This is a genomic window from Streptomyces sp. NBC_01217, from assembly GCF_035994185.1.
GTDB lineage: Bacteria > Actinomycetota > Actinomycetes > Streptomycetales > Streptomycetaceae > Streptomyces.
Map to the genome: position 1 here is coordinate 1608637 of NZ_CP108538.1, position 23961 is coordinate 1632597.

22 protein-coding genes are annotated in these 23961 nt (G+C 71.2%); 2 read left to right on the top strand and 20 right to left on the bottom strand.

Going from position 1 to position 23961, the window contains the following annotated elements:
• Nucleotides 1-34: 34 nt before the first annotated feature.
• Together OG507_RS06890 and fmt are read right to left on the bottom strand one after the other, a co-directional pair.
• Nucleotides 35-1468, bottom strand: coding sequence for an RsmB/NOP family class I SAM-dependent RNA methyltransferase (locus tag OG507_RS06890; protein WP_327366250.1), 1434 nt, complete (start codon nucleotides 1466-1468; stop codon nucleotides 35-37).
• 73 nt (nucleotides 1469-1541) lie between these two features.
• Entirely contained in the window at nucleotides 1542-2474 is a 933-nt protein-coding gene (gene fmt / locus OG507_RS06895) for a methionyl-tRNA formyltransferase (RefSeq protein WP_327366251.1), read from the bottom strand.
• A 230-nt stretch (nucleotides 2475-2704) separates the two neighbouring features.
• On the opposite strand from fmt, the gene OG507_RS06900 reads away from it, so the two are divergent.
• Nucleotides 2705-3253, top strand: coding sequence for a hypothetical protein (locus OG507_RS06900; RefSeq protein WP_327366252.1), 549 nt, complete (start codon nucleotides 2705-2707; stop codon nucleotides 3251-3253).
• Between the two features lie 105 nt (nucleotides 3254-3358).
• Here the strand turns inward: OG507_RS06900 and OG507_RS06905 are convergent, their stop codons facing one another.
• The 14 genes from OG507_RS06905 to pyrR all read right to left on the bottom strand — a co-directional run bounded on the left by OG507_RS06905 (nucleotide 3359) and on the right by pyrR (nucleotide 19987).
• Nucleotides 3359-5503: a primosomal protein N' gene (locus OG507_RS06905; protein WP_327366253.1), complete on the bottom strand. Its 2145-nt coding sequence runs from the start codon at nucleotides 5501-5503 to the stop codon at nucleotides 3359-3361.
• 109 nt (nucleotides 5504-5612) lie between these two features.
• Nucleotides 5613-6821: a methionine adenosyltransferase gene (gene metK, locus OG507_RS06910; protein ID WP_327366254.1), complete on the bottom strand. Its 1209-nt coding sequence runs from the start codon at nucleotides 6819-6821 to the stop codon at nucleotides 5613-5615.
• 251 nt (nucleotides 6822-7072) lie between these two features.
• The gene (gene coaBC, locus OG507_RS06915; protein WP_327366255.1) at nucleotides 7073-8275 is read right to left on the bottom strand and encodes a bifunctional phosphopantothenoylcysteine decarboxylase/phosphopantothenate--cysteine ligase CoaBC; all 1203 of its coding nucleotides are present in this window, start codon (nucleotides 8273-8275) and stop codon (nucleotides 7073-7075) included.
• Nucleotides 8276-8407: 132 nt separating this feature from the next.
• Entirely contained in the window at nucleotides 8408-8680 is a 273-nt protein-coding gene (rpoZ, locus tag OG507_RS06920) for a DNA-directed RNA polymerase subunit omega (protein ID WP_003970369.1), read from the bottom strand.
• 92 nt (nucleotides 8681-8772) lie between these two features.
• Entirely contained in the window at nucleotides 8773-9390 is a 618-nt protein-coding gene (gmk, locus tag OG507_RS06925) for a guanylate kinase (RefSeq protein WP_327366256.1), read from the bottom strand.
• A gap of 38 nt (nucleotides 9391-9428) precedes the next feature.
• Nucleotides 9429-9752: an integration host factor gene (locus OG507_RS06930; protein WP_014157387.1), complete on the bottom strand. Its 324-nt coding sequence runs from the start codon at nucleotides 9750-9752 to the stop codon at nucleotides 9429-9431.
• 245 nt (nucleotides 9753-9997) lie between these two features.
• A complete protein-coding gene (pyrF, locus tag OG507_RS06935; RefSeq protein ID WP_327366257.1) occupies nucleotides 9998-10837 on the bottom strand; it encodes an orotidine-5'-phosphate decarboxylase in 840 nt (279 codons plus the stop codon).
• Nucleotides 10834-11943 carry a quinone-dependent dihydroorotate dehydrogenase gene (locus OG507_RS06940; protein ID WP_327366258.1) on the bottom strand — a complete coding sequence of 370 codons (1110 nt, stop codon included), beginning with the start codon at nucleotides 11941-11943 and terminating at the stop codon, nucleotides 10834-10836. Before OG507_RS06940 ends, pyrF begins: the two co-directional genes overlap by 4 nt.
• A gap of 73 nt (nucleotides 11944-12016) precedes the next feature.
• Nucleotides 12017-15325 (bottom strand): carbamoyl-phosphate synthase large subunit, encoded by a 3309-nt coding sequence (gene carB, locus OG507_RS06945; protein ID WP_327366259.1) that lies wholly within the window; start codon nucleotides 15323-15325, stop codon nucleotides 12017-12019.
• Nucleotides 15318-16460, bottom strand: coding sequence for a glutamine-hydrolyzing carbamoyl-phosphate synthase small subunit (carA, locus tag OG507_RS06950; RefSeq protein WP_327366260.1), 1143 nt, complete (start codon nucleotides 16458-16460; stop codon nucleotides 15318-15320). Before carA ends, carB begins: the two co-directional genes overlap by 8 nt.
• On the bottom strand, nucleotides 16457-17038 hold the full coding sequence (locus OG507_RS06955; RefSeq protein ID WP_327366261.1) for a PH-like domain-containing protein: 582 nt from the start codon (nucleotides 17036-17038) through the stop codon (nucleotides 16457-16459). The genes carA and OG507_RS06955 overlap by 4 nt, the downstream gene beginning before the upstream one ends.
• On the bottom strand, nucleotides 17035-18321 hold the full coding sequence (locus OG507_RS06960; RefSeq protein ID WP_327366262.1) for a dihydroorotase: 1287 nt from the start codon (nucleotides 18319-18321) through the stop codon (nucleotides 17035-17037). Before OG507_RS06960 ends, OG507_RS06955 begins: the two co-directional genes overlap by 4 nt.
• A 2-nt stretch (nucleotides 18322-18323) precedes the next feature.
• Entirely contained in the window at nucleotides 18324-19310 is a 987-nt protein-coding gene (locus OG507_RS06965) for an aspartate carbamoyltransferase catalytic subunit (protein WP_327366263.1), read from the bottom strand.
• Nucleotides 19311-19402: 92 nt separating this feature from the next.
• Nucleotides 19403-19987, bottom strand: coding sequence for a bifunctional pyr operon transcriptional regulator/uracil phosphoribosyltransferase PyrR (gene pyrR / locus OG507_RS06970; RefSeq protein ID WP_327366264.1), 585 nt, complete (start codon nucleotides 19985-19987; stop codon nucleotides 19403-19405).
• Nucleotides 19988-20208: 221 nt separating this feature from the next.
• On the opposite strand from pyrR, the gene bldD reads away from it, so the two are divergent.
• Complete coding sequence (gene bldD / locus OG507_RS06975; protein WP_014044812.1) at nucleotides 20209-20709, top strand: transcriptional regulator BldD; 501 nt, start codon at nucleotides 20209-20211, stop codon at nucleotides 20707-20709.
• Between the two features lie 177 nt (nucleotides 20710-20886).
• Here bldD and nusB read toward each other — a convergent pair whose 3' ends face one another.
• The 4 genes from nusB to OG507_RS06995 all read right to left on the bottom strand — a co-directional run bounded on the left by nusB (nucleotide 20887) and on the right by OG507_RS06995 (nucleotide 23938).
• The gene (nusB, locus tag OG507_RS06980) at nucleotides 20887-21318 is read right to left on the bottom strand and encodes a transcription antitermination factor NusB (protein ID WP_327366265.1); all 432 of its coding nucleotides are present in this window, start codon (nucleotides 21316-21318) and stop codon (nucleotides 20887-20889) included.
• 2 nt (nucleotides 21319-21320) lie between these two features.
• Entirely contained in the window at nucleotides 21321-21887 is a 567-nt protein-coding gene (gene efp, locus OG507_RS06985; RefSeq protein ID WP_030918902.1) for an elongation factor P, read from the bottom strand.
• Between the two features lie 50 nt (nucleotides 21888-21937).
• Nucleotides 21938-23044, bottom strand: a complete 1107-nt coding sequence (locus OG507_RS06990) for an aminopeptidase P family protein (protein ID WP_327366266.1) — start codon at nucleotides 23042-23044, stop codon at nucleotides 21938-21940.
• Nucleotides 23045-23125: 81 nt separating this feature from the next.
• A complete protein-coding gene (locus OG507_RS06995; protein WP_327366267.1) occupies nucleotides 23126-23938 on the bottom strand; it encodes a Pro-rich N-terminal domain-containing protein in 813 nt (270 codons plus the stop codon).
• Nucleotides 23939-23961: the final 23 nt, after the last annotated feature.

Consider the following 23961-nt stretch of genomic DNA (forward strand, 5'->3'; position numbering starts at 1 on the left):
GGCGTATCGGCCCGCGCCGGGCGGGCCCGCTGCCTCAGGCGGTGCGGCGCAGCAGGGCCAGGTACATCGCGTCCGTGCCGTGCAGATGCGGCCACAGCTGGACGTCGGGGCCGTCGCCCAGCGCCGGGACTCCCTGCATCAGCGGGCGGGCGTCGACCCACTCCGCCTCGACGGGCTGGCCGCCACGGCCCTTGAGCACGTCCTCGACGACGACCCGGGTCTCCGCGAGATGCGGTGAGCAGGTCGCGTAACCGACGATGCCGCCGACCCGTACCGCCTTCAACGCCTCGCGCAGCAGACCGCGTTGCAGCGGTGCGAAGCTCTCCAGGTCCTCCGGGCGGCGCCGCCAGCGCGCCTCGGGGCGGCGGCGCAGCGCGCCGAGGCCCGAACAGGGCACATCCATCAGGATGCGGTCGAAGGTGCCGGGCTGCCACGGCGGGCGGGTGCCGTCGGCGGTGATGACCTGGTACGGGCCGGGGTTGCCGGCCAGCGCGCGCTCGACGAGGCGGGCCCGGTGCGGCTGCCTCTCGGCGGCGAGGAGGGCGGCGCCGCGTCCGGCGGCGAGGGCCGCGAGCAGCGCGGCCTTGCCGCCCGGCCCGGCGCAACCGTCGAGCCACCTGGTGTCGCGGCCCTCCAGCGGTGCGTTGGCGAGGGCGGTGGCCACCAGCTGGCTGCCCTCGTCCTGGACTCCGGCGCGGCCGTCCTGCACGGCGGACAGGGCGCCGGGCTCGCCGCCCTCGGCCATCCGTACGGCATAGGGCGACCAGCGGCCGGGCAGGCCGTTCTCGTCGCCGAGAGCGGTGAGCAGCTCGTCGGTGGTGGAGCGGCCGGGGCGGGCGACCAGGGTGACCTCGGGCCGCTCGTTGTCCGCTTCGAGGAGGTCCTCGATCCCGGCGCGGCCGCCGCCCAGCGCGTCCCAGAGGGCGGACACGACCCACCGCGGATGCGAGTGCACGATGGCGAGGTGGTCCTCGGCGTCCTCGTCGTACGACGGGGCGACGCGCGCCACCCAGCCGTCGAGGTCGTCCGCTGAGACCTTGCGAAGGACGGCGTTGACGAATTTGGCCCGGCCCTCGCCGAGCACCACCCGGGCCAGTTCCACACTGGCGGAGACCGCGGCGTGGGTGGGGATGCGAGTGCCGAGCAGCTGGTGCACGCCCATGTTGAGCACGTCCAGGACCGGCGGGTCGACCTCGCGCAGCGGCCGGTCGATGCAGGCCGCGACGATCGCGTCGTACGTGCCCTGGCGGCGCAGCGTCCCGTAGACCAGCTCGGTCGCCAGAGCCGCGTCCCGGTTGTCGAAGTCGCCCTTGGCGCGGGCCTTCTTCAGCAGCGGGGGCAGGACGAGGTTGGCGTACGCATCGCGTTCGTCGACGGCCCTGAGCGCTTCGAAGGCGAGGAACCGGACGGGGTCCTTCTGGGGGCGGCGATGCGGCTTGGCGGGACGGCGACGCTGCTGGTCGTTCACGTGAAAGGTGCTCCGCTGATGGTGAGAGGGCGAACCCTCCCAGCGTACGTCGCCGCCCCGGCCCCGGATTCCGTCAGCTGCCCAGCAGCTCGCCGTGGACGATCCGCACCCCACGGGCCCAGTCCGCGGCCCGCATGGGCTTCTTGCCCTGCGGCTGGACCCAGAGCAGCTCGACGGCGTGCGATCCGGTGCCCACGTACACATTGTTCTTGGCCGCCGACAGCTCGCCGGGCGCCAGATCGGCACGGTCCAGCACGGGCGCGGCCTGGATCAGCTTCAGCCGTTCCCCGCGAAACAGCGTCCATGCCCCGGGCGCGGGCGTGCAGCCGCGCACCACCCGGTCGACGCGCAGGGCGGGGGCGGACCACTGCAACTGGGCGTCCTCGACGGTGATCTTCGGTGCGAGGGTGACGCCATCGGCGGGCTGCGGCACGGCGTGCAGCGTGCCGTCCTCGATGCCGTCCATGGTCGCGACGAGCAGTCCCGCACCGGCGAACGCCAGCCGGGTGAGCAGGTCACCGCTGGTGTCGGTGGGCCGTACCTCCTCGGTGAGCACGCCGTACACCGGGCCGGAGTCGAGCCCCTCCTCGATCAGGAAGGTCGACGCACCGGTCACCTCGTCCCCGGCCATGATCGCGTGCTGTACGGGGGCCGCGCCGCGCCAGGCGGGCAGCAGCGAGAAGTGGAGGTTGACCCAGCCGCGGGCGGGTACGTCGAGCGCGGTCTTGGGCAGCAGCGCCCCGTAGGCGACGACCGGGCAGCAGTCCGGGCCGATCTCCCGCAGCCGCGCCAGGAAGTCCGCCTCGCGCGGCCTGACGGGCTTGAGCACCTCGATCCCGGCCTCCTCGGCGCGCTCGGCGACGGGGCTGGCGACCAGCCGGCGGCCCCGCCCCGCGGGGGCGTCGGGCCGGGTGACGACGGCGGCCACCTCGTGCCGGTCGGAGGCGATCAGGGCGTCCAGGGCGGGTACGGCTACCTCGGGGGTGCCTGCGAAGACGAGCTTCATGGGTGGCTGACTGCCTCTCAGGCCGAAACGTTGCGGTGACGAGCAACGCACAAGTCTATGGGCCGGGCGACCAGGGGGCGTACGCACCACTGCGCGCCCCTTGGATATGCGTACGCGCCCCTGCACCGTGACCAGATCCCCGGCTGACGCGTTGGTCAAGAGAGATTGACCGAAGCGAGCCGCCACGGTGCGGCCCGATCCCTTTCCATGCCGGTTCGAGAGGCTTCTTCATGGCCGACCACGCAACCCACGACGCCCAAGCGCGGGCCAGCCTGCATCTGTTGGTGCGGGACATCGAGCGGGTCCGGCGGCAGGTGGACGCGCTGCGCACCCTCACCGCCCAACTGGGCAACGTCTACCGTCCGCGCCGCTCCGGCCCGTCCGCGGGCTTCGTCGTCTACGGCAGGGCCCCGGCCCCCACCGTCAGGCTGGCCCAGGAGCTGCGCGACAGCGTCGAGACCCTGGTCACCGCGGCAGTGGACTTCGACCGCTCACTGGGCTTCTCCTGGGACGCGGTGGGCTCCGCGCTCGGCGTCACCAAGCAGGCGGTGCACCGCCGCTACGGCGCCCGCCGCAACGCCCGGCAGCCGGGGGCGGACGAGGCCGCCGCGGAGAGCGCGGTACCGCGGCCCCTGCCCATGGCGCCCGGCTCCCCCAATGCACCGGCGCTGCCCGCCGTACCCGCCGCACGCTCCATGCCCCCGCAGCCGTCGACGGAGCGTCCGGCCATGCGCGAGGACCTGCGCCCGGGCGTCTTCCCCGGTCCCCGCAACGGCTGACCGGTCAGCGGCCGACCGGACAACGGCTGACCATCCCCTGCCCCGCCGCGCGCGACGCACGGCGGGGCAGCCGTTTCAACGGCGGGCCCGCGCAGGCGACGGCCGTCACCCGATGTCCGGCGGATCCACCCTGATCCGGACCTGCTCGCTGCTCCCCCGGGACATCCGTGCCGCCTGCGCCGCCTTCAGCGCGGCCGCGAGCGCCGCCCCGTTCCCCGGAGGCACCCTGAGCAGCACGCGCTCCCAGGACTCCCCCAGCGGCGCGTCCCCGGGCCTGCGGGGCCTGCCGGGTTCGGCGCCCGGCACCGGGACCGGGCCGAGCACCTCGGCCTCCGGTGGCAGTTCGGCGGCCGCGAGAAACGCGGCGAGCGCCTCCTGCGAGCCGGTCACCGAGGCCATCCGGGACACCGGCGGGAAGCCGAGCTCGGCCCGCTCCGCCAGCTCGCGGCGAGCGTGTCCGACCGGGTCCCAGCGCACCAGCGCCTGCACCGGCCGCAGCGTCGGCTCGGCGACGATCACCACCGTGCCGCCCTCCGGCTGCCCCCGCACCAGCGAGGCCGCGGCCGTCCAGCGGCGCAGTGCCTCCTCGCCGGCCCGCAGGTCTGGGCGGCCGACCATCGCCCAGCCGTCCAGCAGCAGAGCGGCCGCGTAGCCGCCCTCGGCGACGGGTTCGGCGCCGGGGGTGCTGACGACCAGTGCCGGGACGTCCGGCACGGAGTCCAGGATGTGGTCGCGGCCCGATGTCCGTACCGGCACGGCGGGAAACGCCCGGCCGAGCTCCTCGGCGGTGCGGCGGGCACCGACGATCCGGGCACGCAGCCGATTGCTGCCGCAGGCCACGCAGTGCCAGGCCGTCTCGGCCCGGCCGCACCAGGCGCAGTCGAGATCCCGCTGGTCCGGCGCCTGAAGCGGTCCGGCGCAGTGCCGGCACCTGGCGGGTTCACGGCAGCGCTCGCAGGCCAGCCGCGGCGCGTATCCGCGGCGCGGCACCTGGACCAGGACGGGGCCGCTGCGCAGCCCGTCCCGGACGGTCTGCCAGGCGAGGCTGGGCAGCCGGGCCGCCCTCGCGACCCCGTCCCGCGCCAGCTCCCCGTCACCGACCGTACGCACCAGGGGCGCCGCGATCCGCAGCTGTTCCCGGTCCGCGCGCAGTGGCAGGGCCCAGCCGCTCTCGACCAGCTGGGCGGCCTCCACCGTGCAGTTCGTACCGCCGAGCAGGAAGGCGCACCGGCCGTTCGCGGCCCGTAGTTCGAGCACCTCGCGCACGTGCGGGAAGGGGGCGTTGTCGTCGCTGTGGCTGGAGTCCCCGTCGTCCCAGACGGCGACCAGGCCGAGGTCGGCGACGGGTGCGAACATCGCGGCCCTCGTCCCGACGACCGCCCGCACGGAGCCGCGCCGCACGGCGAGCCACTCCCGGTAGCGCTTCTCGGGTCCGGAGTCGGCCGTCAGCAGGGCGTGGCGCCCCTGTCCGAGCAGCTCGGTGAGCGCGGCGTCGACCCGCCCCGCGGTCCGGCCGTCGGGCACGACGACGAGCGCGCCGCGCCCGGAGGCGAGCGTCGCGGCCATGGCTCTGGCGATCTCCTCGGGCCAGTGCGGTCCGGGCAGCGCGGTCCATACCGCCCGGGGCGCCCCGCCCTCGGCCAGCGCCCGCAGGAACGCGGGCCCCTGTCCGTACCGCTCCCAGCTCCCCGCCGACGGGGCGGGCGGCGGTGGCAGGGGCTCGGGCGAGGGCCTGGACTCGGCCCGTCCGTTCCTCGGCGGTACGGCGAGCTGCAGCACGTCGGCGAGGCTGCCCGCGTAACGGTCGGCGACGGCCCGTGAGAGGGCGAGCAGCTCCGGGCCCAGCACCGGCTCGGGCGACACGACATAGGCGAGCGCGGCCAGCGCGCCCGTGTAGTCGGATTCGGCGAGCCGCTCGACGAGGAACCCGTCGATCAGCCCGCCCCCCTCGCGCCTGCCGCCGCGGACATTGCGCGCCCCGGCCCCGAAGCGCACCCGCACCCGCACCCCGGGCTGTGCGTCGGCGTCCAGCTCCTCGGGCACGGCGTAGTCGAAGTACTGGTCGAGATGGAGCACGCCCTTGTTGACCAGCACCCGGGCGACGGGCAGTTCCTTGGCGAGAGCGGCGCCGCGCCAGGTCCGCGGCTTGGCCCGCGGCACCTTGGCCTTGCGCACCGTCTCCCGAATGAGCGCAAGCTGCTCCGGGACCCCGCCCCCGGGGTCCTCGGTTCGCTCGTTGTCGCTGCTCACAGCCAAATTCCTACCAGACAGCACTGACACCGGCCCCGGCCGTACGCACCGGGGCCCGGACACCCTGTGCGGCGTCCGGGCCCCGGCGTACGGGCAGAGAGCGGCAGGCCTACAGGCCGGCCGCCGTGCGCAGCGCGTCCACGCGGTCCGTGCGCTCCCAGGTGAAGTCGGGAAGCTCGCGGCCGAAGTGACCGTACGCCGCGGTCTGGGCGTAGATCGGGCGGAGCAGGTCGAGGTCGCGGATGATCGCGGCCGGGCGGAGGTCGAAGACCTCGCCGATGGCGTGCTCGATCTTCTCGGTCTCGATCGCGGCGGTGCCGAACGTCTCGACGAACAGACCGACGGGCTCGGCCTTGCCGATCGCGTACGCGACCTGCACCTCGCAACGGGCGGCGAGGCCCGCGGCGACGACGTTCTTGGCGACCCAGCGCATGGCGTACGCGGCCGAGCGGTCGACCTTCGACGGGTCCTTGCCCGAGAAGGCGCCGCCGCCGTGGCGGGCCATGCCGCCGTAGGTGTCGATGATGATCTTGCGGCCGGTCAGACCGGCGTCGCCCATCGGGCCGCCGATCTCGAAGCGCCCGGTCGGGTTGACCAGCAGCCGGTAGCCGTCGGTGTCCAGCTTGATGCCGTCCTCGATCAGCTGCGCGAGCACGTGCTCGACGACGAACTCACGGATGTCGGGCGCGAGCAGCGAGTCGAGGTCGATGTCGCTGGCGTGCTGCGAGGAGACGACGACCGTGTCGAGACGGACGGCCTTGTCGCCGTCGTACTCGATGGTGACCTGCGTCTTGCCGTCGGGGCGCAGGTACGGAATGGTCCCGTTCTTACGGACCTCGGACAGCCGGCGCGAGAGGCGGTGCGCCACGTAGATCGGGAGCGGCATGAGCTCGGGCGTCTCGTCGCAGGCGTAGCCGAACATCAGGCCCTGGTCACCGGCGCCCTGCTTGTCGAGCTCGTCCTCATCGCCCTCGACGCGCTTCTCGTACGCGGTGTCGACACCCTGCGCGATGTCGGGCGACTGCGCGCCGATGGACACCGAGACACCGCAGGAGGCGCCGTCGAAGCCCTTCTTCGAGGAGTCGTAGCCGATTTCGAGGATCTTGTTGCGCACGAGGGTCGGGATGTCGGCGTAGGCCTTGGTCGTGACCTCACCCGCAACATGCACCAGACCGGTGGTGATCAGGGTCTCGACGGCGACGCGGGACCGGGGGTCCTCACGGAGCAGTGCGTCGAGAATGGTGTCGCTGATCTGGTCAGCGATCTTGTCGGGGTGACCCTCGGTGACGGACTCCGAGGTGAAGAGACGGCGGGACACATCGCTCCCTGGGGTTGCAGCGGCTGCTGGCTGATCATTTGGCGGACGGCCGGGAGCTGCGCCCGGTACGGTCCGGGGTCAGTTTATCGGTCGCTATCGCTCAGCGGACAACATGTCTCGCCCTTTGGGAGTTCTGTGACCTGTCGCACGGCCTGTGACTGTACGGAAATCGCCTCCCGGAAAGTCCATTTACGCCCATATTCCAAGGGTTCCCAAGGGCTCCGGCCCACGCAATGGCCGAAACGAGATTTTCATCCGAGCCGCGACGACACGAGATCCCAGACCGTGTCGGCGAGTGCCTCCTTGGGGCCGTACGGCACCGGGGTCTCACCGCCGTCGGCCGCAAGGACCACCGCTTCGTTCTCCTCGGAACCGAATGTCCGGCGCTCTCCCACCTCGTTGACGACGAGGAGATCGCAGCCCTTGCGGCGGAGCTTCTCGCGGCCGTTGGCGAGGACGTTGTCCGTCTCGGCGGCGAAACCGACGACGATCTGGTCCGGCCGGGCGCGTTCACCGGCGACCTCGGCGAGGATGTCGGGGTTGCGGACGAGCTTGATGGGCGCGGGCTCCTGGCCGTCCTTCTTCTTGATCTTCCCCGTCGCGTACGCGGCGGGGCGGAAGTCGGCGACGGCCGCCGCCATCACGACCACATCGGCGTCCGCGGCGGCCTTCAGCACGGCCTCGCGCAGTTGCATGGCCGTCCCGGCGTGAAGGACGTCGGCGCCCGCCGGGTCGGGCAGGCCGGTGTTGGCCTCGACGAGGGTGACCCGCGCGCCGCGGGCGACCGCTGTGCGGGCCAGGGCATAGCCCTGCTTGCCGGAGGAGCGGTTACCGAGGTAGCGCACCGGGTCGAGCGGCTCGCGCGTACCGCCCGCGCTGATCACGACGTGCCGGCCGGCCAGGTCGGCCTCGACGGTCCCGCGGGCCAGCACCCGGCGGCAGACCTCGAAGATCTCCCCGGGGTCGGGCAGCCGGCCCTTGCCGGTGTCGACGCCGGTGAGGCGGCCGACGGCGGGCTCGATGACGACGGCGCCGCGGCGTCGCAGCGTCGCGACGTTCTCCTGAGTGGCGGGGTGCTCCCACATCTCGGTGTGCATGGCAGGTGCGAAGACCACCGGACAGCGGGCGGTGAGGAGCGTGTTGGTGAGCAGGTCGTCGGCCAGACCATGGGCGGCCCTGGCGAGCGTATCGGCGGTGGCGGGGGCGACGACGACCAGGTCGGCGCCCTGCCCGATCCTGACGTGCGGCACCTCGTGGACGTCGTTCCAGACCTCCGTGGACACCGGGTGGCCCGAGAGCGCCGACCAGGTGGCCGCGCCCACGAAATGCAGGGCCGACGCGGTCGGGACGACGCGTACATCGTGACCGGACTCGGTCAGCCGGCGCAGCAGCTCGCACGCCTTGTACGCGGCGATGCCCCCGCTGACCCCCAGAACGACCTTCGGCTTGTCCACTGCGTCTCCCCGCACTCGGATACGAACACCCCCATGCTGCCTCACCGCGCCCGGTCCGACGTTGTCGCCCCGGACACACCACAGGCCCGGCAGCGGTGGCCGCCGGGCCTGTGGTGAAGGTGCAATTCCTGCTTACTGCGCGGGGCCCTCGATGGCCTCGGAGGTGAGCAGGCCCGCGTTGATCTCGCGGAGCGCGATCGAGAGCGGCTTCTCGTGCACGTGGGTGTCGACGAGCGGACCGACGTACTCCAGGAGACCCTCACCGAGCTGCGAGTAGTACGCGTTGATCTGGCGCGCGCGCTTGGCGGCGTAGATCACGAGGCTGTACTTCGAGTCGGTGGCCTCAAGGAGCTCATCAATCGGCGGGTTGATGATGCCCTCGGGCGTGGTGATGGAAGAGGACACTCTCTGCCTTCCGAAGGGGGTAAAGATCAAAGAAATCTTTGATAGTGCGGAGTTCCGTACTGCCGCGCGTGCTGCCGCACGTCGTGATTGCGTCAGTCGCTGTCGGCACGGTGGCCGGAAGCCTCCAGCATCAAGGCTAGCAGCTCACGCGCCACGTCTTCGACGGAGGTGTTGACCAGCGTCGTATCGAACTCGGACTCGGCAGCCAGTTCGATCCTGGCGGCGGCGAGCCGGCGCTCGATCACCTCGGCGGACTCGGTCCCGCGGCCGGTGAGCCGGCGTACCAGCTCGTCCCAGCTCGGCGGGGCCAGGAAGACGAGCTGTGCGTCCGGCATCGACTGCCGGACCAGCCGGGCGCCCTGGAGGTCGATCTCCAGCAGCACCGGCTCACCCGCCTCCAGGCGGTCGAGCACGTCACGGCGGGGCGTGCCGTAGCGGTTGCCGGCGAACTCGGCCCACTCCAACAGCTCGCCGTTGGCGATCAGCTTGTCGAACTCGTCGTTGTCCACGAAGAAGTAGTGGACGCCGTTGCGCTCGCCGGGGCGCGGCCTGCGGGTCGTCGCCGACACCGAGAGCCACACCTCGGGGTGCGCCTTGCGCATATGCGCGACGACCGTGCTCTTGCCGACCCCCGAGGGGCCGGAGAGCACGGTCAGCCGCGGACGTACGTCCGGGGGTACGGGGGACGTCCCCCGGGATGTTGCAGCCATGAAGCGATTATCCAGGTTCTCGGGGGTGCCCGAGAACGTCAGGCGGCGCTGCCGCCGAACTCTCGCTCCAGGGATGCGATCTGGTTGGAGCCGAGACCACGGACCCGGCGGCTCTCGGAGATGCCGAGCCGCTCCATGATCTGCTTGGCGCGGACCTTGCCCACGCCCGGCAGGGACTCCAGGAGGGCGGAGACCTTCATCTTCCCGATGACGTCGTTCTCCTGGCCCTGCTTGATGACCTCATGGAGGGAGGCGCCGGAGTGCTTGAGTCGATTCTTGACCTCGGCCCGCTCCCGGCGAGCCGCGGCGGCCTTTTCGAGCGCGGCTGCGCGCTGTTCAGGGGTAAGGGGCGGAAGAGCCACGCCTACGTCACCTCGGATGTCGATCTGTCGGATACGGACCGGTGAGGAAGCTGGGCGCTCCACACCAGGTGAGCGACGGACAGCTTGTGTACGTCGGCTCTCGTCGGAGACTAGCGGCCAAGGCCGCCGGAGTCAGCGAGAACCAACGAAAAGTCCTGGTCAGCCTCTGCCGACCAGGACATTTCAGGCATAACAACCGAGTTTTTTGGTCAGGGTTCCGTCAACACGCTGTAAACGTGGCATGGTCAGCTACCTGTGAGGGCCACCCGGACCTCGTCCGCGAACCGGTCGGCGGCCTCGCGCAGCCCCGCCATGTCCAGTCCCCGGCTCAGCACGCCGCGGCTCACACTGGGCACCACATTGCCCACCGCGTCGCCGAAGACACCGGGCAGATCCGCGGGCGTCGCGCCCTGGGCCCCGATCCCGGGGGCGAGCAGCGGGCCGTTGATCGCCAGATTCACGCCCGCGTCCCCGAGCGTGGCGCCGACCACCGCGCCGACGGAGCCGAGCGGGGTCGCTCCCTCGTTCTCGGCGGCCATGTGGTCGAGCATCAGCTGGGCCAGCGAACGGCCGTCGGCGGTCGTGGCGCGCTGTACCTCGGCACCTTCCGGGTTGGAGGTGAGGCCGAGGACGAAGACGCCCGCGCCGGAGAGGACGGCCGCGTCGAGCGCCGGGCGCAGCGAACCGAAGCCGAGGTACGGCGAGACGGTGACCGCGTCGGAGAACAGCGGCGAGTCCTTCTCCAGGTAGGTCGCCGCGTAGGCGCCCATGGTGGAGCCGATGTCGCCGCGCTTGGCGTCCATCAGGACGAGTGCGCCTGCCGCCCGCGCCTCCTCGACGGCCTTCTCCAGGACGGCGATGCCGTGCGAGCCGAACCGCTCGAAGAAGGCGGACTGCGGCTTGAGGACGGCGACCCGGTCGGCCAGCGCCTCGACCACCGTGCGGGTGAACCGCTCCAGGCCCGCGACGTCGTCGGTCAGGCCCCAGGCGGTGAGCAGCGACGCGTGCGGGTCGATGCCGACGCAGAGCGGGCCACGGGTGTCCATGGCGCGGCGCAGGCGTGCGCCGAAGGGTTCAAGGGTCATGTGGTGGCCTTCCTGGTTTCTGCGCCGACGGCTTCGGCGAGGGTGGCGTACGGGGAGGCGGCCAGGCGCGCGGCCAGGCCCTTGTGGATCGCCCGGGCGTAGAACGGGCCCTCGTAGATGAAGGCGCTGTAGCCCTGGACGAGGGTGGCACCGGCGAGGATGCGCTGCCAGGCGTCCTCGGCGTTCTCGATGCCCCCGACACCGACCAGGGTGATCCGGTCGCCCACGCGCGCGTACAGACGGCTCAGGACCGCCAGGGAGCGCTCCTTGAGCGGCGCGCCCGACAGCCCGCCGGTCTCCTTGACCAGGGACGGCGAGGACTTCAGGCCGAGGCCGTCGCGGGCGATGGTGGTGTTGGTGGCGATGATGCCGTCCAGGCCCAGCTCGACCGCGAGATCGGCGACCGCGTCGACGTCCCCGTCCGCGAGGTCCGGGGCGATCTTGACGAGGAGCGGGACCCGGCGGTCCGTGACGGTCCGGTCGGCCGCCTCGCGCACGGCGGTGAGAAGCGGGCGCAGGGCTTCGGTGGCCTGGAGGTTGCGCAGGCCGGGCGTGTTGGGCGAGGAGACGTTGACGACGAGGTAGTCGGCGTGGCGGGCGAGCCGCTCGGTCGACTTCACGTAGTCGCCGACGGCCTCGGCCTCCGGTACGGCCTTGGTCTTGCCGATGTTGACGCCGACCGTGGTCCGGAAGACCGGCCTGCGGGTGGCCAGGCGCTCGGCGACGGACGCGGAGCCCTCGTTGTTGAAGCCCATGCGGTTGATCAGCGCGCGGTCCGCCACGAGGCGGAAGAGGCGCTTCTTGGGGTTGCCGGGCTGCGGCTCGCCGGTGACCGTACCGATCTCGATGTGGTCGAAGCCGAGCATCGACATGCCGTCGATCGCGACGGCGTTCTTGTCGAAGCCCGCGGCGAGGCCGAACGGGCCGTGCATCCGCAGGCCGAGGGCCTCGGTGCGCAGCTCCTTGTGGCGGGGGGCGAGCGCGGCGGCGACGAACGTACGCAGCACCGGGGTGCGGGCGGCGAGACGGATCCAGCGGAAGGCCAGGTGGTGGGCCTGCTCGGGGTCCATCCGCTTGAAGAACAGCTGGAAGAAGAGTTTGTACATCGGCGTGTCCTCGGGTGTCCTGGGTGTCCTCACAGAGAGGGGGACACCGTTTCCGGTGTCCCCCTGCTCCCTGCTAGTCGCGGGCCGCGGTCAGATGCTCCGCGTGTTCCTGGAGGGAGCGGACGCCGACGTCTCCGTGGTTGAGGGCGTCGATGCCCTGGACGGCGGCGGCGAGCGCCTGGACCGTCGTGAGGCACGGCACGGACCGGGCCACCGCGGCGGTACGGATCTCGTAGCCGTCGAGGCGGCCGCCCGTGCCGTACGGCGTGTTGACGATGAGGTCGACCTCGCCGTCGTGGATCAGCTGGACGATGGTCCTCTCGCCCTGCGGTCCCGTGCCCTCGGACTGCTTGCGCACGACCGTGGCGTGGATGCCGTTGCGCTTGAGGACCTCGGCGGTACCGGAGGTGGCCAGCAGCTCGAAGCCGTGGGCGACCAGCTCGCGCGCCGGGAAGATCATCGAGCGCTTGTCGCGGTTGGCGACGGAGATGAACGCGCGGCCCTTGGTGGGCAGCGGGCCGTACGCGCCGGCCTGCGACTTGGCGTACGCCGTGCCGAAGACCGAGTCGATGCCCATGACCTCACCGGTGGAGCGCATCTCCGGGCCGAGGACGGTGTCGACACCCCGGCCGTGGATGTCGCGGAACCGCGACCACGGCATGACGGCCTCCTTGACGGAGATCGGCGCGTCGAGCGGCAGGGTGCCGCCGTCGCCGTTCTTCGGGAGCAGCCCCTCCTCGCGCAGCTCGGCGATGGTCGCGCCCAGCGAGATGCGGGCGGCGGCCTTGGCGAGCGGGACCGCGGTCGCCTTCGAGGTGAAGGGGACGGTGCGCGAGGCGCGCGGGTTGGCTTCCAGGACGTACAGGATGTCGCCGGAGAGGGCGAACTGGATGTTGATCAGTCCACGGACGCCGACGCCCTTGGCGATGGCCTCGGTGGAGGCCCGCAGCCGCTTGATGTCGTAGCCGCCGAGGGTGATCGGGGGCAGCGCACAGGCGGAGTCGCCGGAGTGGATGCCGGCCTCCTCGATGTGCTCCATGACACCGCCGAGGTAGAGCTCGGTGCCGTCGTAGAGCGCGTCGACGTCGATCTCGATGGCGTCGTCGAGGAAGCGGTCGACCAGGACCGGCCGGGTGGGGCTGATCTCGGTGGACTCGGCGATGTACGAGGAGAGCCGCGTCTCGTCGTACACGATCTCCATGCCGCGGCCGCCGAGCACGTACGACGGGCGTACGAGGACCGGGTAGCCGATCTCGTCGGCGATGGCCTTGGCCTCGGCGAAGGTGGTGGCGGTGCCGTGCTTGGGGGCCGGAAGTCCGGCCTCGGCCAGGACGCGGCCGAAGGCGCCGCGGTCCTCGGCGGCGTGGATCGCCTCCGGGGACGTACCGACGACGGGCACGCCGTTGTCCTTGAGCGCCTGCGACAGGCCCAGCGGGGTCTGGCCGCCGAGCTGGACGATGACACCGGCGATCGGGCCCGCGAGGGACTCGGCGTGCACGATCTCCAGCACGTCCTCGAGCGTCAGCGGCTCGAAGTACAGGCGGTCGGAGGTGTCGTAGTCGGTGGAGACCGTCTCCGGGTTGCAGTTGACCATCACGGTCTCGTAGCCGGCGTCGCTCAGCGCGAAGGAGGCGTGGACGCAGGAGTAGTCGAACTCGATGCCCTGGCCGATGCGGTTGGGGCCGGAGCCGAGGATGATCACCGCGGGCTTGGTGCGGGAGGCGACCTCGCTCTCCTCGTCGTAACTGGAGTAGAAGTACGGCGTGTTCGCGGCGAACTCGGCGGCGCAGGTGTCGACCGTCTTGTAGACCGGGCGGATACCGAGGGCGTGGCGCACCTCGCGCACGACGTCCTCGCGCAGTCCGCGGATCTCGGCGATCTGGGCGTCGGAGAAGCCGTGCCGCTTGGCCTCGGCGAGCAGCTCGGGGTCGAGCTTGTCGGCGGCGGCCAGCTCGTCGGCGATCTCCTTGATCAGGAAGAGCTGGTCGACGAACCAGGGGTCGATCTTCGTGGCCTCGAAGACCTCTTCCTGGGTGGCGCCGGCCCGGATCGCCTGCATGACGGTGTTGATACGGCCGTCGGTCGGGCGGACCGCCTCGGCCAGCAGCTCGGCCTTGTCGCCGGTCTCCCCGGTGAAGGAGAACTGCGAGCCCTTCTTCTCCAGGGAGCGCAGCGCCTTCTGGAGCGCCTCGGTGAAGTTGCGGCCGATCGCCATGGCCTCGCCCACCGACTTCATGGTGGTGGTGAGGGTGGCGTCGGCGGAGGGGAACTTCTCGAAGGCGAACCGCGGGGCCTTGACGACGACGTAGTCGAGGGTCGGCTCGAAGGAGGCCGGGGTCTTCTCGGTGATGTCGTTGGGGATCTCGTCGAGCGTGTAGCCGACGGCCAGCTTGGCGGCGATCTTGGCGATCGGGAAGCCGGTGGCCTTCGACGCCAGCGCGGAGGAGCGGGAGACGCGCGGGTTCATCTCGATCACGATGACCCGGCCGTCGGTCGGGTCGATGGCGAACTGGATGTTGCAGCCGCCGGTGTCGACGCCGACCTCGCGGATGATCGCGATGCCGATGTCGCGCAGCCGCTGGTACTCGCGGTCGGTGAGCGTCATCGCGGGGGCGACGGTGATCGAGTCACCCGTGTGGACGCCCATCGGGTCGAAGTTCTCGATGGAGCAGACGACCACGACGTTGTCGTGCTTGTCGCGCATCAGCTCCAGTTCGTACTCCTTCCAGCCGAGGATGGACTCCTCCAGGAGCACCTCGGTGGTCGGCGAGAGCGTCAGGCCCTGGCCGGCGATACGGCGCAGCTCCTCCTCGTCGTGGGCGAAGCCGGAGCCGGCGCCGCCCATGGTGAAGGAGGGGCGGACGACGACGGGGTAGCCGCCGAGCGTCTCGACGCCTGCCAGGACGTCGTCCATGGAGTGGCAGATGACCGAGCGGGCGGACTCGCCGTGGCCGATCTTGGCGTTGACGGCTTCGACGACGCCCTTGAAGAGGTCGCGGTCCTCGCCCTTGTTGATGGCCTCGACGTTGGCGCCGATCAGCTCGACGCCGTACTTCTCCAGGACACCGTTCTCGTGCATGGAGATGGCGGTGTTGAGCGCGGTCTGGCCGCCCAGGGTGGGGAGCAGCGCGTCGGGGCGCTCCTTGGCGATGATCTTCTCGACGAACTCGGGGGTGATCGGCTCGACGTACGTGGCGTCGGCGATCTCCGGGTCGGTCATGATCGTCGCCGGGTTGGAGTTCACCAGGATGACGCGCAGGCCCTCGGCCTTGAGGACGCGGCAGGCCTGGGTGCCGGAGTAGTCGAACTCGGCGGCCTGTCCGATGACGATCGGGCCGGAGCCGATGACCAGGACGGACTGGATATCGGAGCGCTTAGGCACGCTGGCCCTCCATCAGGGATACGAAACGGTCGAAGAGGTACGCGGCATCGTGCGGGCCCGCGGCTGCTTCGGGGTGGTACTGGACGCTGAACGCCGGCTGGTCGAGGAGCTGAAGTCCCTCGACGACCTGGTCGTTCAGGCAGACGTGGGAGACCTCGGCGCGGCCGAACTTCGTGTCGGACACCTTGTCGAGGGGGGCGTCGACGGCGAAGCCGTGGTTGTGCGCGGTGACCTCGACCTTGCCGGTCGTGCGGTCCTGCACGGGCTGGTTGATGCCGCGGTGGCCGTACTTCAGCTTGTACGTGCCGAAGCCGAGGGCGCGGCCCAGGATCTGGTTGCCGAAGCAGATGCCGAAGAGCGGGGTTTTGCGCTCCAGGACGCCCTGCATGACGGAGACCGGGTGGTCGGCGGTGGCCGGGTCGCCGGGGCCGTTGGAGAAGAAGACGCCGTCGGGCTCGACCGCGTACACCTCGTCGAGGGTGGCGGTGGCGGGCAGCACGTGCACCTCGATGCCGCGCTCGGCCATCCGGCGCGGGGTCATGCCCTTGATGCCGAGGTCGATCGCGGCGACGGTGAACTTCTTGGTGCCGATCGCGGGGACGACGTACGTCTCCTTGGTGGCGACCTCGGCGGAGAGGTCGGCGCCCACCATCTCGGGGGCTTGCTTGACGCGGGCCAGCAGCGTGGCCTCGTCGGCGACGGCGTCACCGGAGAAGATGCCGACGCGCATGGCGCCGCGCTCGCGCAGGTGGCGGGTGAGGGCGCGGGTGTCGATGCCACTGATGCCGACGACGCCCTGGCGCTCCAGCTCCTCGTCGAGCGAGCGCTGCGAGCGCCAGTTGGACGGCACCCGGGCGGGGTCACGCACCACATATCCGGCGACCCAGATCCGCTTCGACTCGGGGTCCTCGTCGTTCACACCGGTGTTGCCGACGTGCGGGGCGGTCATCACGACGACCTGGCGGTGGTACGAGGGGTCGGTCAGCGTCTCCTGGTAGCCGGTCATGCCGGTGGAGAACACCGCCTCGCCGAAGGTCTCCCCCACGGCCCCGTAGGCGCGACCGCGGAAGGCGCGGCCGTCCTCCAGGACGAGTACGGCGGGAGCTTTGGCGGCTCCCCGGGTGGAGATCGTCATCGTGCGGTGCCTTCCGTAGTGCTGGTGAGTTGGTTGATGGCCTCGACCCAGGCCGGGTGCTCGGCCGAGCGGTCGGAGCGGAAACCGGAGTCGATCAGCTTGTCGCCGTGTGCCCAGGTGATGATCAGCAGGCCGCCCTCGGGGAGGACCTTGCCCGCGATGCCCTTGTCGAGCCGGGCCTCACGCAGTGCGGCGGCCGGGACGAAGAAGTCGGCCGCGCCGGGTCGTACGACATCGAGGCCCTGGTGGGTCAGGGTGAGCTCGACGCGGCTGCGGGTGCCGAGGCCGTGGGCGACGATCCGGTCGAGCCACTGCCCGGCGGTCGTGGAGGCGTGGTAACGGCCGGTCAGCGTGAGCAGCTTCTCGCCGTCCGCGAACCCGTCCGGAGTGGGGCTGAGCTCCGGCAGACCGGACTGGAGACTCCCGCGCCACTTCCATCCCTGGCGCATCAGCCAGTAGACGAAGGCGATGAGGACGATCAGTGCGATGACCCAGCTGATGCGAGCGGACCAGTCGGTCACTTCGGCCGACTTCTGCTCGGCTGCGAGCTGGAGGTGCAGGGGGGTGAGTGTTGTCACGCGAGCTTCCCGTCGACGACCGTGGCACGGCCCCGCAGGAAGGTGTGGGTGACTCGCCCCGGCAGCTCGCGGCCCTCGTACGGAGTGTTGCGGCTGCGGGAGGCGAAGCCCGCGGGGTCCACGACACCACGGTATGCCGGATCGACCAGCGTGAGGTTGGCGGGCTCACCGGCCGAGACGGGCCGGCCGTGTCCGTCGAGACGGCCGATGGCGGCCGGCCGGAACGACATCCGGTCGGCGACACCCGCCCAGTCGATGAGGCCGGTGTCGACCATCGTCTGCTGGACGACGGAGAGCGCGGTCTCCAGGCCCACCATGCCCATGGCGGCCGCGGCCCACTCGCAGTCCTTGTCCTCGTGCGGGTGCGGGGCGTGGTCGGTGGCGACGCAGTCGATCGTGCCGTCGGCGAGCGCCTCGCGCAGGGCCATGACGTCGGCCTCGGTGCGCAGCGGCGGGTTCACCTTGTAGACCGGGTCGTAGGACCGTACGAGTTCGTCGGTGAGGAGCAGGTGGTGCGGGGTGACCTCGGCGGTGACGTTCCAGCCCTTGGACTTGGCCCAGCGCACGATCTCCACGGAGCCGGCGGTCGACAGGTGACAGATGTGCACCCGGGAGCCGACGTGGGCGGCGAGCAGGACGTCGCGGGCGATGATCGACTCCTCGGCGACGGCGGGCCAGCCGCCGAGACCGAGTTCCGCGGAGACGATGCCCTCGTTCATCTGGGCGCCCTCGGTGAGGCGGGGCTCCTGGGCGTGCTGGGCGACGACGCCGTCGAAGGCCTTCACGTACTCCAGGGCGCGGCGCATGATCACCGCGTCGTCGACGCACTTGCCGTCGTCGGAGAAGACCTTCACCCCGGCGGCCGAATCGTGCATGGCGCCCAGTTCGGCGAGGTGCTTGCCCTCCAGGCCGACGGTGACGGCGCCGATCGGCTGTACGTCGCAGTAGCCGGACTCCTTGCCCAGCCGCCAGACCTGCTCGACGACACCGGCGGTGTCGGCGACCGGGAAGGTGTTGGCCATGGCGTGCACGGCGGTGAAGCCGCCGACGGCCGCCGCCCTGGTGCCGGTGAGGACGGTCTCGGAGTCCTCGCGGCCGGGCTCGCGCAAGTGGGTGTGGAGGTCGACCAGGCCGGGCAGGAGGATCTGTCCGGCGGCCTCGACGACGGTCGCGTCACCGGCCTCGATGTCCGTGCCGACCGCCGCGATGGTCTCGCCGTCGATCAGGACGTCCTGGGGTTCGCCGCCGAGGATCTTCGCGCCGCGGATAAGGATCTTGCTCATGTTTACTTGCTCTCCTCGGTACGGGCGGGGGTGGCCGGGGCGGCGGGCTCGGAGCCGCCCAGCAGCAGGTACAGGACGGCCATGCGGATCGAGACGCCGTTGGCGACCTGCTCGACGGCCGTGCACCGGTCGGAGTCGGCGACCTCGGCGGTGATCTCCATGCCGCGGACCATCGGGCCGGGGTGCATGACGATGGCGTGCTCGGGCATCTTCGCCATCCGCTCGCCGTCCAGGCCGTAGCGGCGGGAGTACTCGCGCTCGGTCGGGAAGTACGCGGCGTTCATCCGTTCGCGCTGCACACGCAGCATCATCACCGCGTCGGACTTCGGCAGCACCTCGTCGAGGCTGTAGCTGACATCGCACGGCCACTGCTCGACGCCGACCGGGACGAGGGTCGGCGGGGCCACCAGGGTGACGTGGGCGCCGAGCGTGTTCAGCAGGTGGACGTTGGAGCGGGCCACCCGGCTGTGCAGGATGTCGCCGACGATGGTGATCCGGCGGCCTTCGAGGTCCCGGCCGAGGCCGCTGTCGGCCCCGACGAGGCGGCGGCGCATGGTGAAGGCGTCCAGCAGTGCCTGGGTGGGGTGTTCGTGGGTGCCGTCACCGGCGTTGACGACGGCGCCGTCGATCCAGCCGGAGGTGGCCAGGCGGTACGGGGCACCGGAGGCGCCGTGCCGGATGACGACGGCGTCGGCGCCCATCGCCTCCAGGGTCAGCGCGGTGTCCTTGAGCGACTCGCCCTTGGAGACGGACGAACCCTTCGCGGAGAAGTTGATGACATCGGCGGAGAGGCGCTTGGCGGCGGCCTCGAAGGAGATGCGGGTACGCGTCGAGTCCTCGAAGAAGAGGTTGACGACGGTACGGCCGCGCAGGGTCGGGAGCTTCTTGATCGGCCGGTCGGCGACCCGGGCCATCTCCTCGGCGGTGTCGAGGATCAGGACGGCGTCGTCGCGGGTGAGGTCGGCGGCCGAGATGAGGTGGCGCTTCATCTGGGTGTTCTCCGGAGGGCTGGAGGGTTCAGCATGCGGGCGTGCGGAAGCGGCCGTACGGGTACGAGGTACGCCGTACGGGGGAAGCGGAGCTACTGCGCGCCCGCCGGGGCGGTCTGCTGGACGCCGAGCAGCACGGCGTCGCGGCCGTCCTCCTCGGCGAGCTGGACCTTGACCGTCTCCCGCAGCGACGTGGGGAGGTTCTTGCCGACGTAATCGGCACGGATCGGGAGTTCGCGGTGACCGCGGTCGACGAGGACGGCGAGCTGCACCGCGCGGGGCCTGCCGATGTCGCCCAGCGCGTCGAGCGCGGCGCGGATCGTGCGGCCCGAGAAGAGGACGTCGTCGACGAGGACGACCAGGCGGCCCTCGATGCCGTCTCCGGGGATCTCGGTGCGGGCCAGGGCGCGCGCGGGGCGCAGCCGCAGATCGTCGCGGTACATGGTGATGTCGAGCGAGCCGACCGGCATCTTTCGGCCGGTGATCTCTTCGAGCTTTTCGGCGAGCCGACGGGCGATGAATACGCCCCGCGTCGGGATGCCGAGAAGCACCACGTCGTCGGCGCCCTTGGCGCGTTCGACGATCTCGTGGGCGATTCGGGTCAGTGCCCGGGCGATGTCGGGAGCCTCGAGAACGGGGCGTGCCGCATTGCCGGTGGCTTCGTGCTGTGCGTCCATAAGAAACGGACCTCCTTCTCCGCCTCACTGGACGGACCTTAAAGGACGTCGAAATTGCGTCATCAACGTTACCAGGGCTTGTACCGGGCCCTGGTCACACCCCCGGGAGGTGCCGGTGCGGACCTTTCGGCTTGACGCATCCAAGTAACGCTGCGTAACCTCACAGTGAGTTACCAGCCACGCGGCGGAGCCGCAAAATGTCCCAGCGTCCGGGGAGCCTTATGTCCAGCGAATACGCAAAGCAGCTCGGGGCCAAACTCCGTGCCATCCGCACCCAGCAGGGCCTCTCCCTCCATGGCGTGGAGGAGAAGTCCCAGGGCCGCTGGAAGGCCGTCGTGGTCGGTTCGTACGAGCGCGGCGACCGTGCCGTGACCGTACAGCGTCTCGCCGAGCTCGCGGACTTCTACGGGGTCCCGGTGCAGGAGCTCCTGCCCGGTACGACGCCCGGCGGGGCCGCAGAGCCGCCGCCGAAGCTCGTCCTGGACCTGGAGCGTCTCGCCCATGTCCCGCCGGAGAAGGCCGGCCCGCTGCAGCGCTACGCGGCCACGATCCAGAGCCAGCGCGGTGACTACAACGGCAAGGTGCTCTCGATCCGCCAGGACGACCTGCGCACACTGGCTGTGATCTACGACCAGTCGCCGTCCGTACTCACGGAACAGCTGATCAGCTGGGGTGTGCTCGACGCGGACGCGCGTCGCGCCGTGGCCCACGAGGAGGGCTGACGCCCTCCGAAGAAACGTACCGCCGTGTCGGCGCGGTTCACCCTTTCGGGTGCCGCGTCGACACGGTTTTTTTGTGCACGGCTTTTCGTGCGCGGCGCTCGGGCCCGCATGCCGAAGGGCCCACGGTCGGGTGACCGTGGGCCCTTCGTCGGCTGAACGACTCCGGGATCCGGGAGGCTACTGCTCCCGGCGGAGGTTCGGCTTGAGGTCCTTGAACCGGGCCAGCATCCCGTTCACGAAGGACGGGGAGTCGTCGGTGGAGAACTCCTTGGCGAGCTGGACCGCCTCGTCGATCACCACCGCGTCCGGGGTCCCGTCCACCCAGATCAGCTCGTACGCACCGAGCCGCAGGATGTTCCGGTCGACGACCGGCATGCGGTCGATCTCCCAGTCCACCGCGTACGTCACGATGAGGTCGTCGATCCGGTCCGCGTACTGCGCGTACCCCTCGACGAGCTCCATCGTGTACTCGGTGACCGGCGGCTGACGAGGGTCGGACCGCGAGTGCCGCACCCAGTCCGCGAGGACCGTCTGCACGGACTCACCGCGCTGGTCGGCCTCGAAGAGGATCTGGAAGGCGCGCTTGCGGGCCTTGTTCCGAGCAGCCACGGTTAGCTGTTCACCCGGCCGAGGTAGTCGCCCGTGCGGGTGTCGACCTTGATCTTCTCACCCGTGGTGATGAAGAGGGGCACGCCGATCTCGTAGCCGGTCTCCAGCGTGGCGGGCTTGGTGCCACCGGTGGAGCGGTCGCCCTGGACGCCCGGGTCGGTGTGCTGGATGGTCAGCTCGACGGCGGCAGGCAGCTCGACGTAGAGCACCTCGCCCTCGTGCTGGGCGACGGAGGCGGTGAACCCCTCGATCAGGAAGTTGGCGGCGTCGCCGACAGCCTTGCGGTCGACCATGAGCTGGTCGTACGTGTCCATGTCCATGAAGACGAAGTACTCGCCGTCCATGTACGAGAACTGCATGTCGCGACGGTCGATGGTGGCCGTTTCGACCTTCACGCCGGCGTTGAACGTCTTGTCGACGACCTTGCCGGACAGCACGTTCTTGAGCTTGGTGCGCACGAAGGCCGGGCCCTTGCCGGGCTTGACGTGCTGGAACTCGACGACGGACCAGAGCTGGCCTCCGTCGAGCTTGAGCACCAGGCCGTTCTTGAGGTCGTTCGTGGAAGCCACGGTTGCGGAATCTCCTGGACTGAAGCTGGTGGAACGACCGAGGATGCGCGCTAGAGCGCGAGCAGCTCCTTGGTCGTAATGGTGAGTAGCTCGGGTCCGCCGTCCGCCTCGGGGCGCACGACGAGCGTGTCATCGATCCGGACCCCGCCCCGGCCCGGGAGGTGGACCCCCGGTTCGACGGTGACCGGCACACAAGCGTCCAGTTTACCCATGGCGGCCGGTGCCAGCTGCGGGTCCTCGTCGATTTCGAGCCCCACACCGTGCCCGGTCCACGGTGCCAGGCCCTCGCCATGGCCCGCGGAGTCCAGGAGATGACGGGCCGCGCGGTCCACATCGCGGTAGGCGGCGCCGGGCACGAGCGCCTCGCGCCCGGCCCGCTGAGCGGCGAATACCAGGTCGTAGAGCTCGATCTGCCAGTCGGCCGGTGTCGTGCCGATGACGAACGTACGGCCGATCTCGCAGCGGTAGCCGCGGTAGTTCGCACCGAGGCACACGGAGAGGAAGTCTCCTTCCTCCACTCGCCGGTCCGAGGGGCGGTGGCGGCCCTGGCCGGAGTTCGGCCCGGTGGCCACGGAGGTGGCGAAGGCGGGGCCGTCGGCGCCGTGGTCCACCAGGCGGCGCTCCAGCTCCAGGGCGAGATGGCGTTCGGTGCGGCCCACCAGGATGGATTCGAGGAGTTCGCCCAGGGCCTGGTCGGTGATCTCCGCGGCGATCCGCAGACAGGCGATCTCCTCCTCGTCCTTGACGAGGCGCAGCTGCTCGACGGTGGTGCCGAGATCGGCGAGCCGGAGCCTCGGGGCGACCGAGCCCATGGCCCGGTGGCGGGCGACCGTCAGATGGTGCTCCTCGACGGCCAGGGACTCCGCGCCCGAGGAACCGGCCAGATCGGCGGCCGCGACCACCGGATCGCCGTCGGTGACCGGCAGCGGGGAGACCCGCAGCTGATCGTCGGTGCGTCCGTCGGCGGGATCGCCGGTCGGGGCGTGGGAGCAGAGCAGGACGTCCTCGACGGGGCCGAGCAGCAGCACGGCGCCCGGGGGCGCTGCGCCCGCGAGATAGCGGACGTTGGCGGGGCGGGAGACCAGAGCGGCCGCGGATCCGACGGCGGCGCACCGGTCGCGGAGCTGCCCGCGGCGGACGGCGTACACCTCTGACATGTCACGAGCCTACGAGCGGTGGCGCGGGCCTGCTCGGTCAGTGCATCCGACCGGGGGCCGGGGACGCCGCCCGGTGGCCGTTCACCAGGCCGGCGGGCTGGCTATGGAGCGGGCCAGTACGTCGTCCAGGACGCGGGCGGTGGTCTCCACGTCGTAGGTCGAGTTGTCGATGATCGGCAGTCCGGAGCCGTACCAGCCGGCCATCCGGCCGTGGATCCGGGCGACCTCCTCGTCGGAGAGGCGGCGGTTCCCGCTGCGGGCCGCATTGCGCTCCAGCACGATCTCCAGGCCGGGCAGCAGGACGACGGGCAGCAGTCCGGGGCCGACATGGCGCTTCCAGCCGCCGAGGCCGACGACCGGCCGGTCGGGGAAGACGGCGTCGTCGAGGATGCAGGAGATGCCGTTGGCGAGGAAGTTGCGCGCGGCGAAGCCACAGGTGCGGCGGGCGAGGCGGTACTGGGCCTCGGAGTGGTCGTTCCACCCGGCCTGCGGGTCGGCGAAGCCGGAGCAGACCCATTCGCGTACGTCGTCGAGGCTGACGTGGGCGGTGGGGACCCGGCGGCGGCTGGCCCAGAGCTTGGCCACGGTCGTCTTGCCGGCGCCCGCGGGGCCGATCAGGAGGACGGCGAGGGTCGCGCTGCCGGTGCCGGGCTCGGCGGGCGGTGCGGGCAGCGGGACGGGCCCGCCGGGCGGCAACTGGATGTGCCCGGTGGTCTCCCTGGGGGGAGGCGCCGGGGCGTGCTGTGGGGCGGGCACGCTCCAGCCCTGGGGCGTGGGAGGGCTGGGGGGCGGTGGACCCGGCGGTCCGGGGTGCTGGGCCTGGTGCGTCCAGCCGGCAGGTCCGCTTCCGGGGCCTTGGGGCGGCGGCAGCGGGGCCCCCACTGCGTGCTGCATCCGGTGCCACTCCGTCTCGTACA

Excerpts from the sequence above, each read along its gene's own strand:
- fmt (WP_327366251.1), bottom strand. The coding sequence starts at position 2,474 with ATGAAGCTCGTCTTCGCAGGCACCCCCGAGGTAGCCGTACCCGCCCTG.
- OG507_RS06900 (WP_327366252.1), top strand. The coding sequence starts at position 2,705 with ATGGCCGACCACGCAACCCACGACGCCCAAGCGCGGGCCAGCCTGCAT.
- gmk (WP_327366256.1), bottom strand. The coding sequence starts at position 9,390 with ATGGCTGCAACATCCCGGGGGACGTCCCCCGTACCCCCGGACGTACGT.
- pyrF (WP_327366257.1), bottom strand. The coding sequence starts at position 10,837 with ATGACCCTTGAACCCTTCGGCGCACGCCTGCGCCGCGCCATGGACACC.
- OG507_RS06940 (WP_327366258.1), bottom strand. The coding sequence starts at position 11,943 with ATGTACAAACTCTTCTTCCAGCTGTTCTTCAAGCGGATGGACCCCGAG.
- carA (WP_327366260.1), bottom strand. The coding sequence starts at position 16,460 with ATGACGATCTCCACCCGGGGAGCCGCCAAAGCTCCCGCCGTACTCGTC.
- OG507_RS06960 (WP_327366262.1), bottom strand. The coding sequence starts at position 18,321 with ATGAGCAAGATCCTTATCCGCGGCGCGAAGATCCTCGGCGGCGAACCC.
- OG507_RS06965 (WP_327366263.1), bottom strand. The coding sequence starts at position 19,310 with ATGAAGCGCCACCTCATCTCGGCCGCCGACCTCACCCGCGACGACGCC.
- pyrR (WP_327366264.1), bottom strand. The coding sequence starts at position 19,987 with ATGGACGCACAGCACGAAGCCACCGGCAATGCGGCACGCCCCGTTCTC.
- bldD (WP_014044812.1), top strand. The coding sequence starts at position 20,209 with ATGTCCAGCGAATACGCAAAGCAGCTCGGGGCCAAACTCCGTGCCATC.
- OG507_RS06990 (WP_327366266.1), bottom strand. The coding sequence starts at position 23,044 with ATGTCAGAGGTGTACGCCGTCCGCCGCGGGCAGCTCCGCGACCGGTGC.
- OG507_RS06995 (WP_327366267.1), bottom strand. The coding sequence starts at position 23,938 with ATGCAGCACGCAGTGGGGGCCCCGCTGCCGCCGCCCCAAGGCCCCGGA.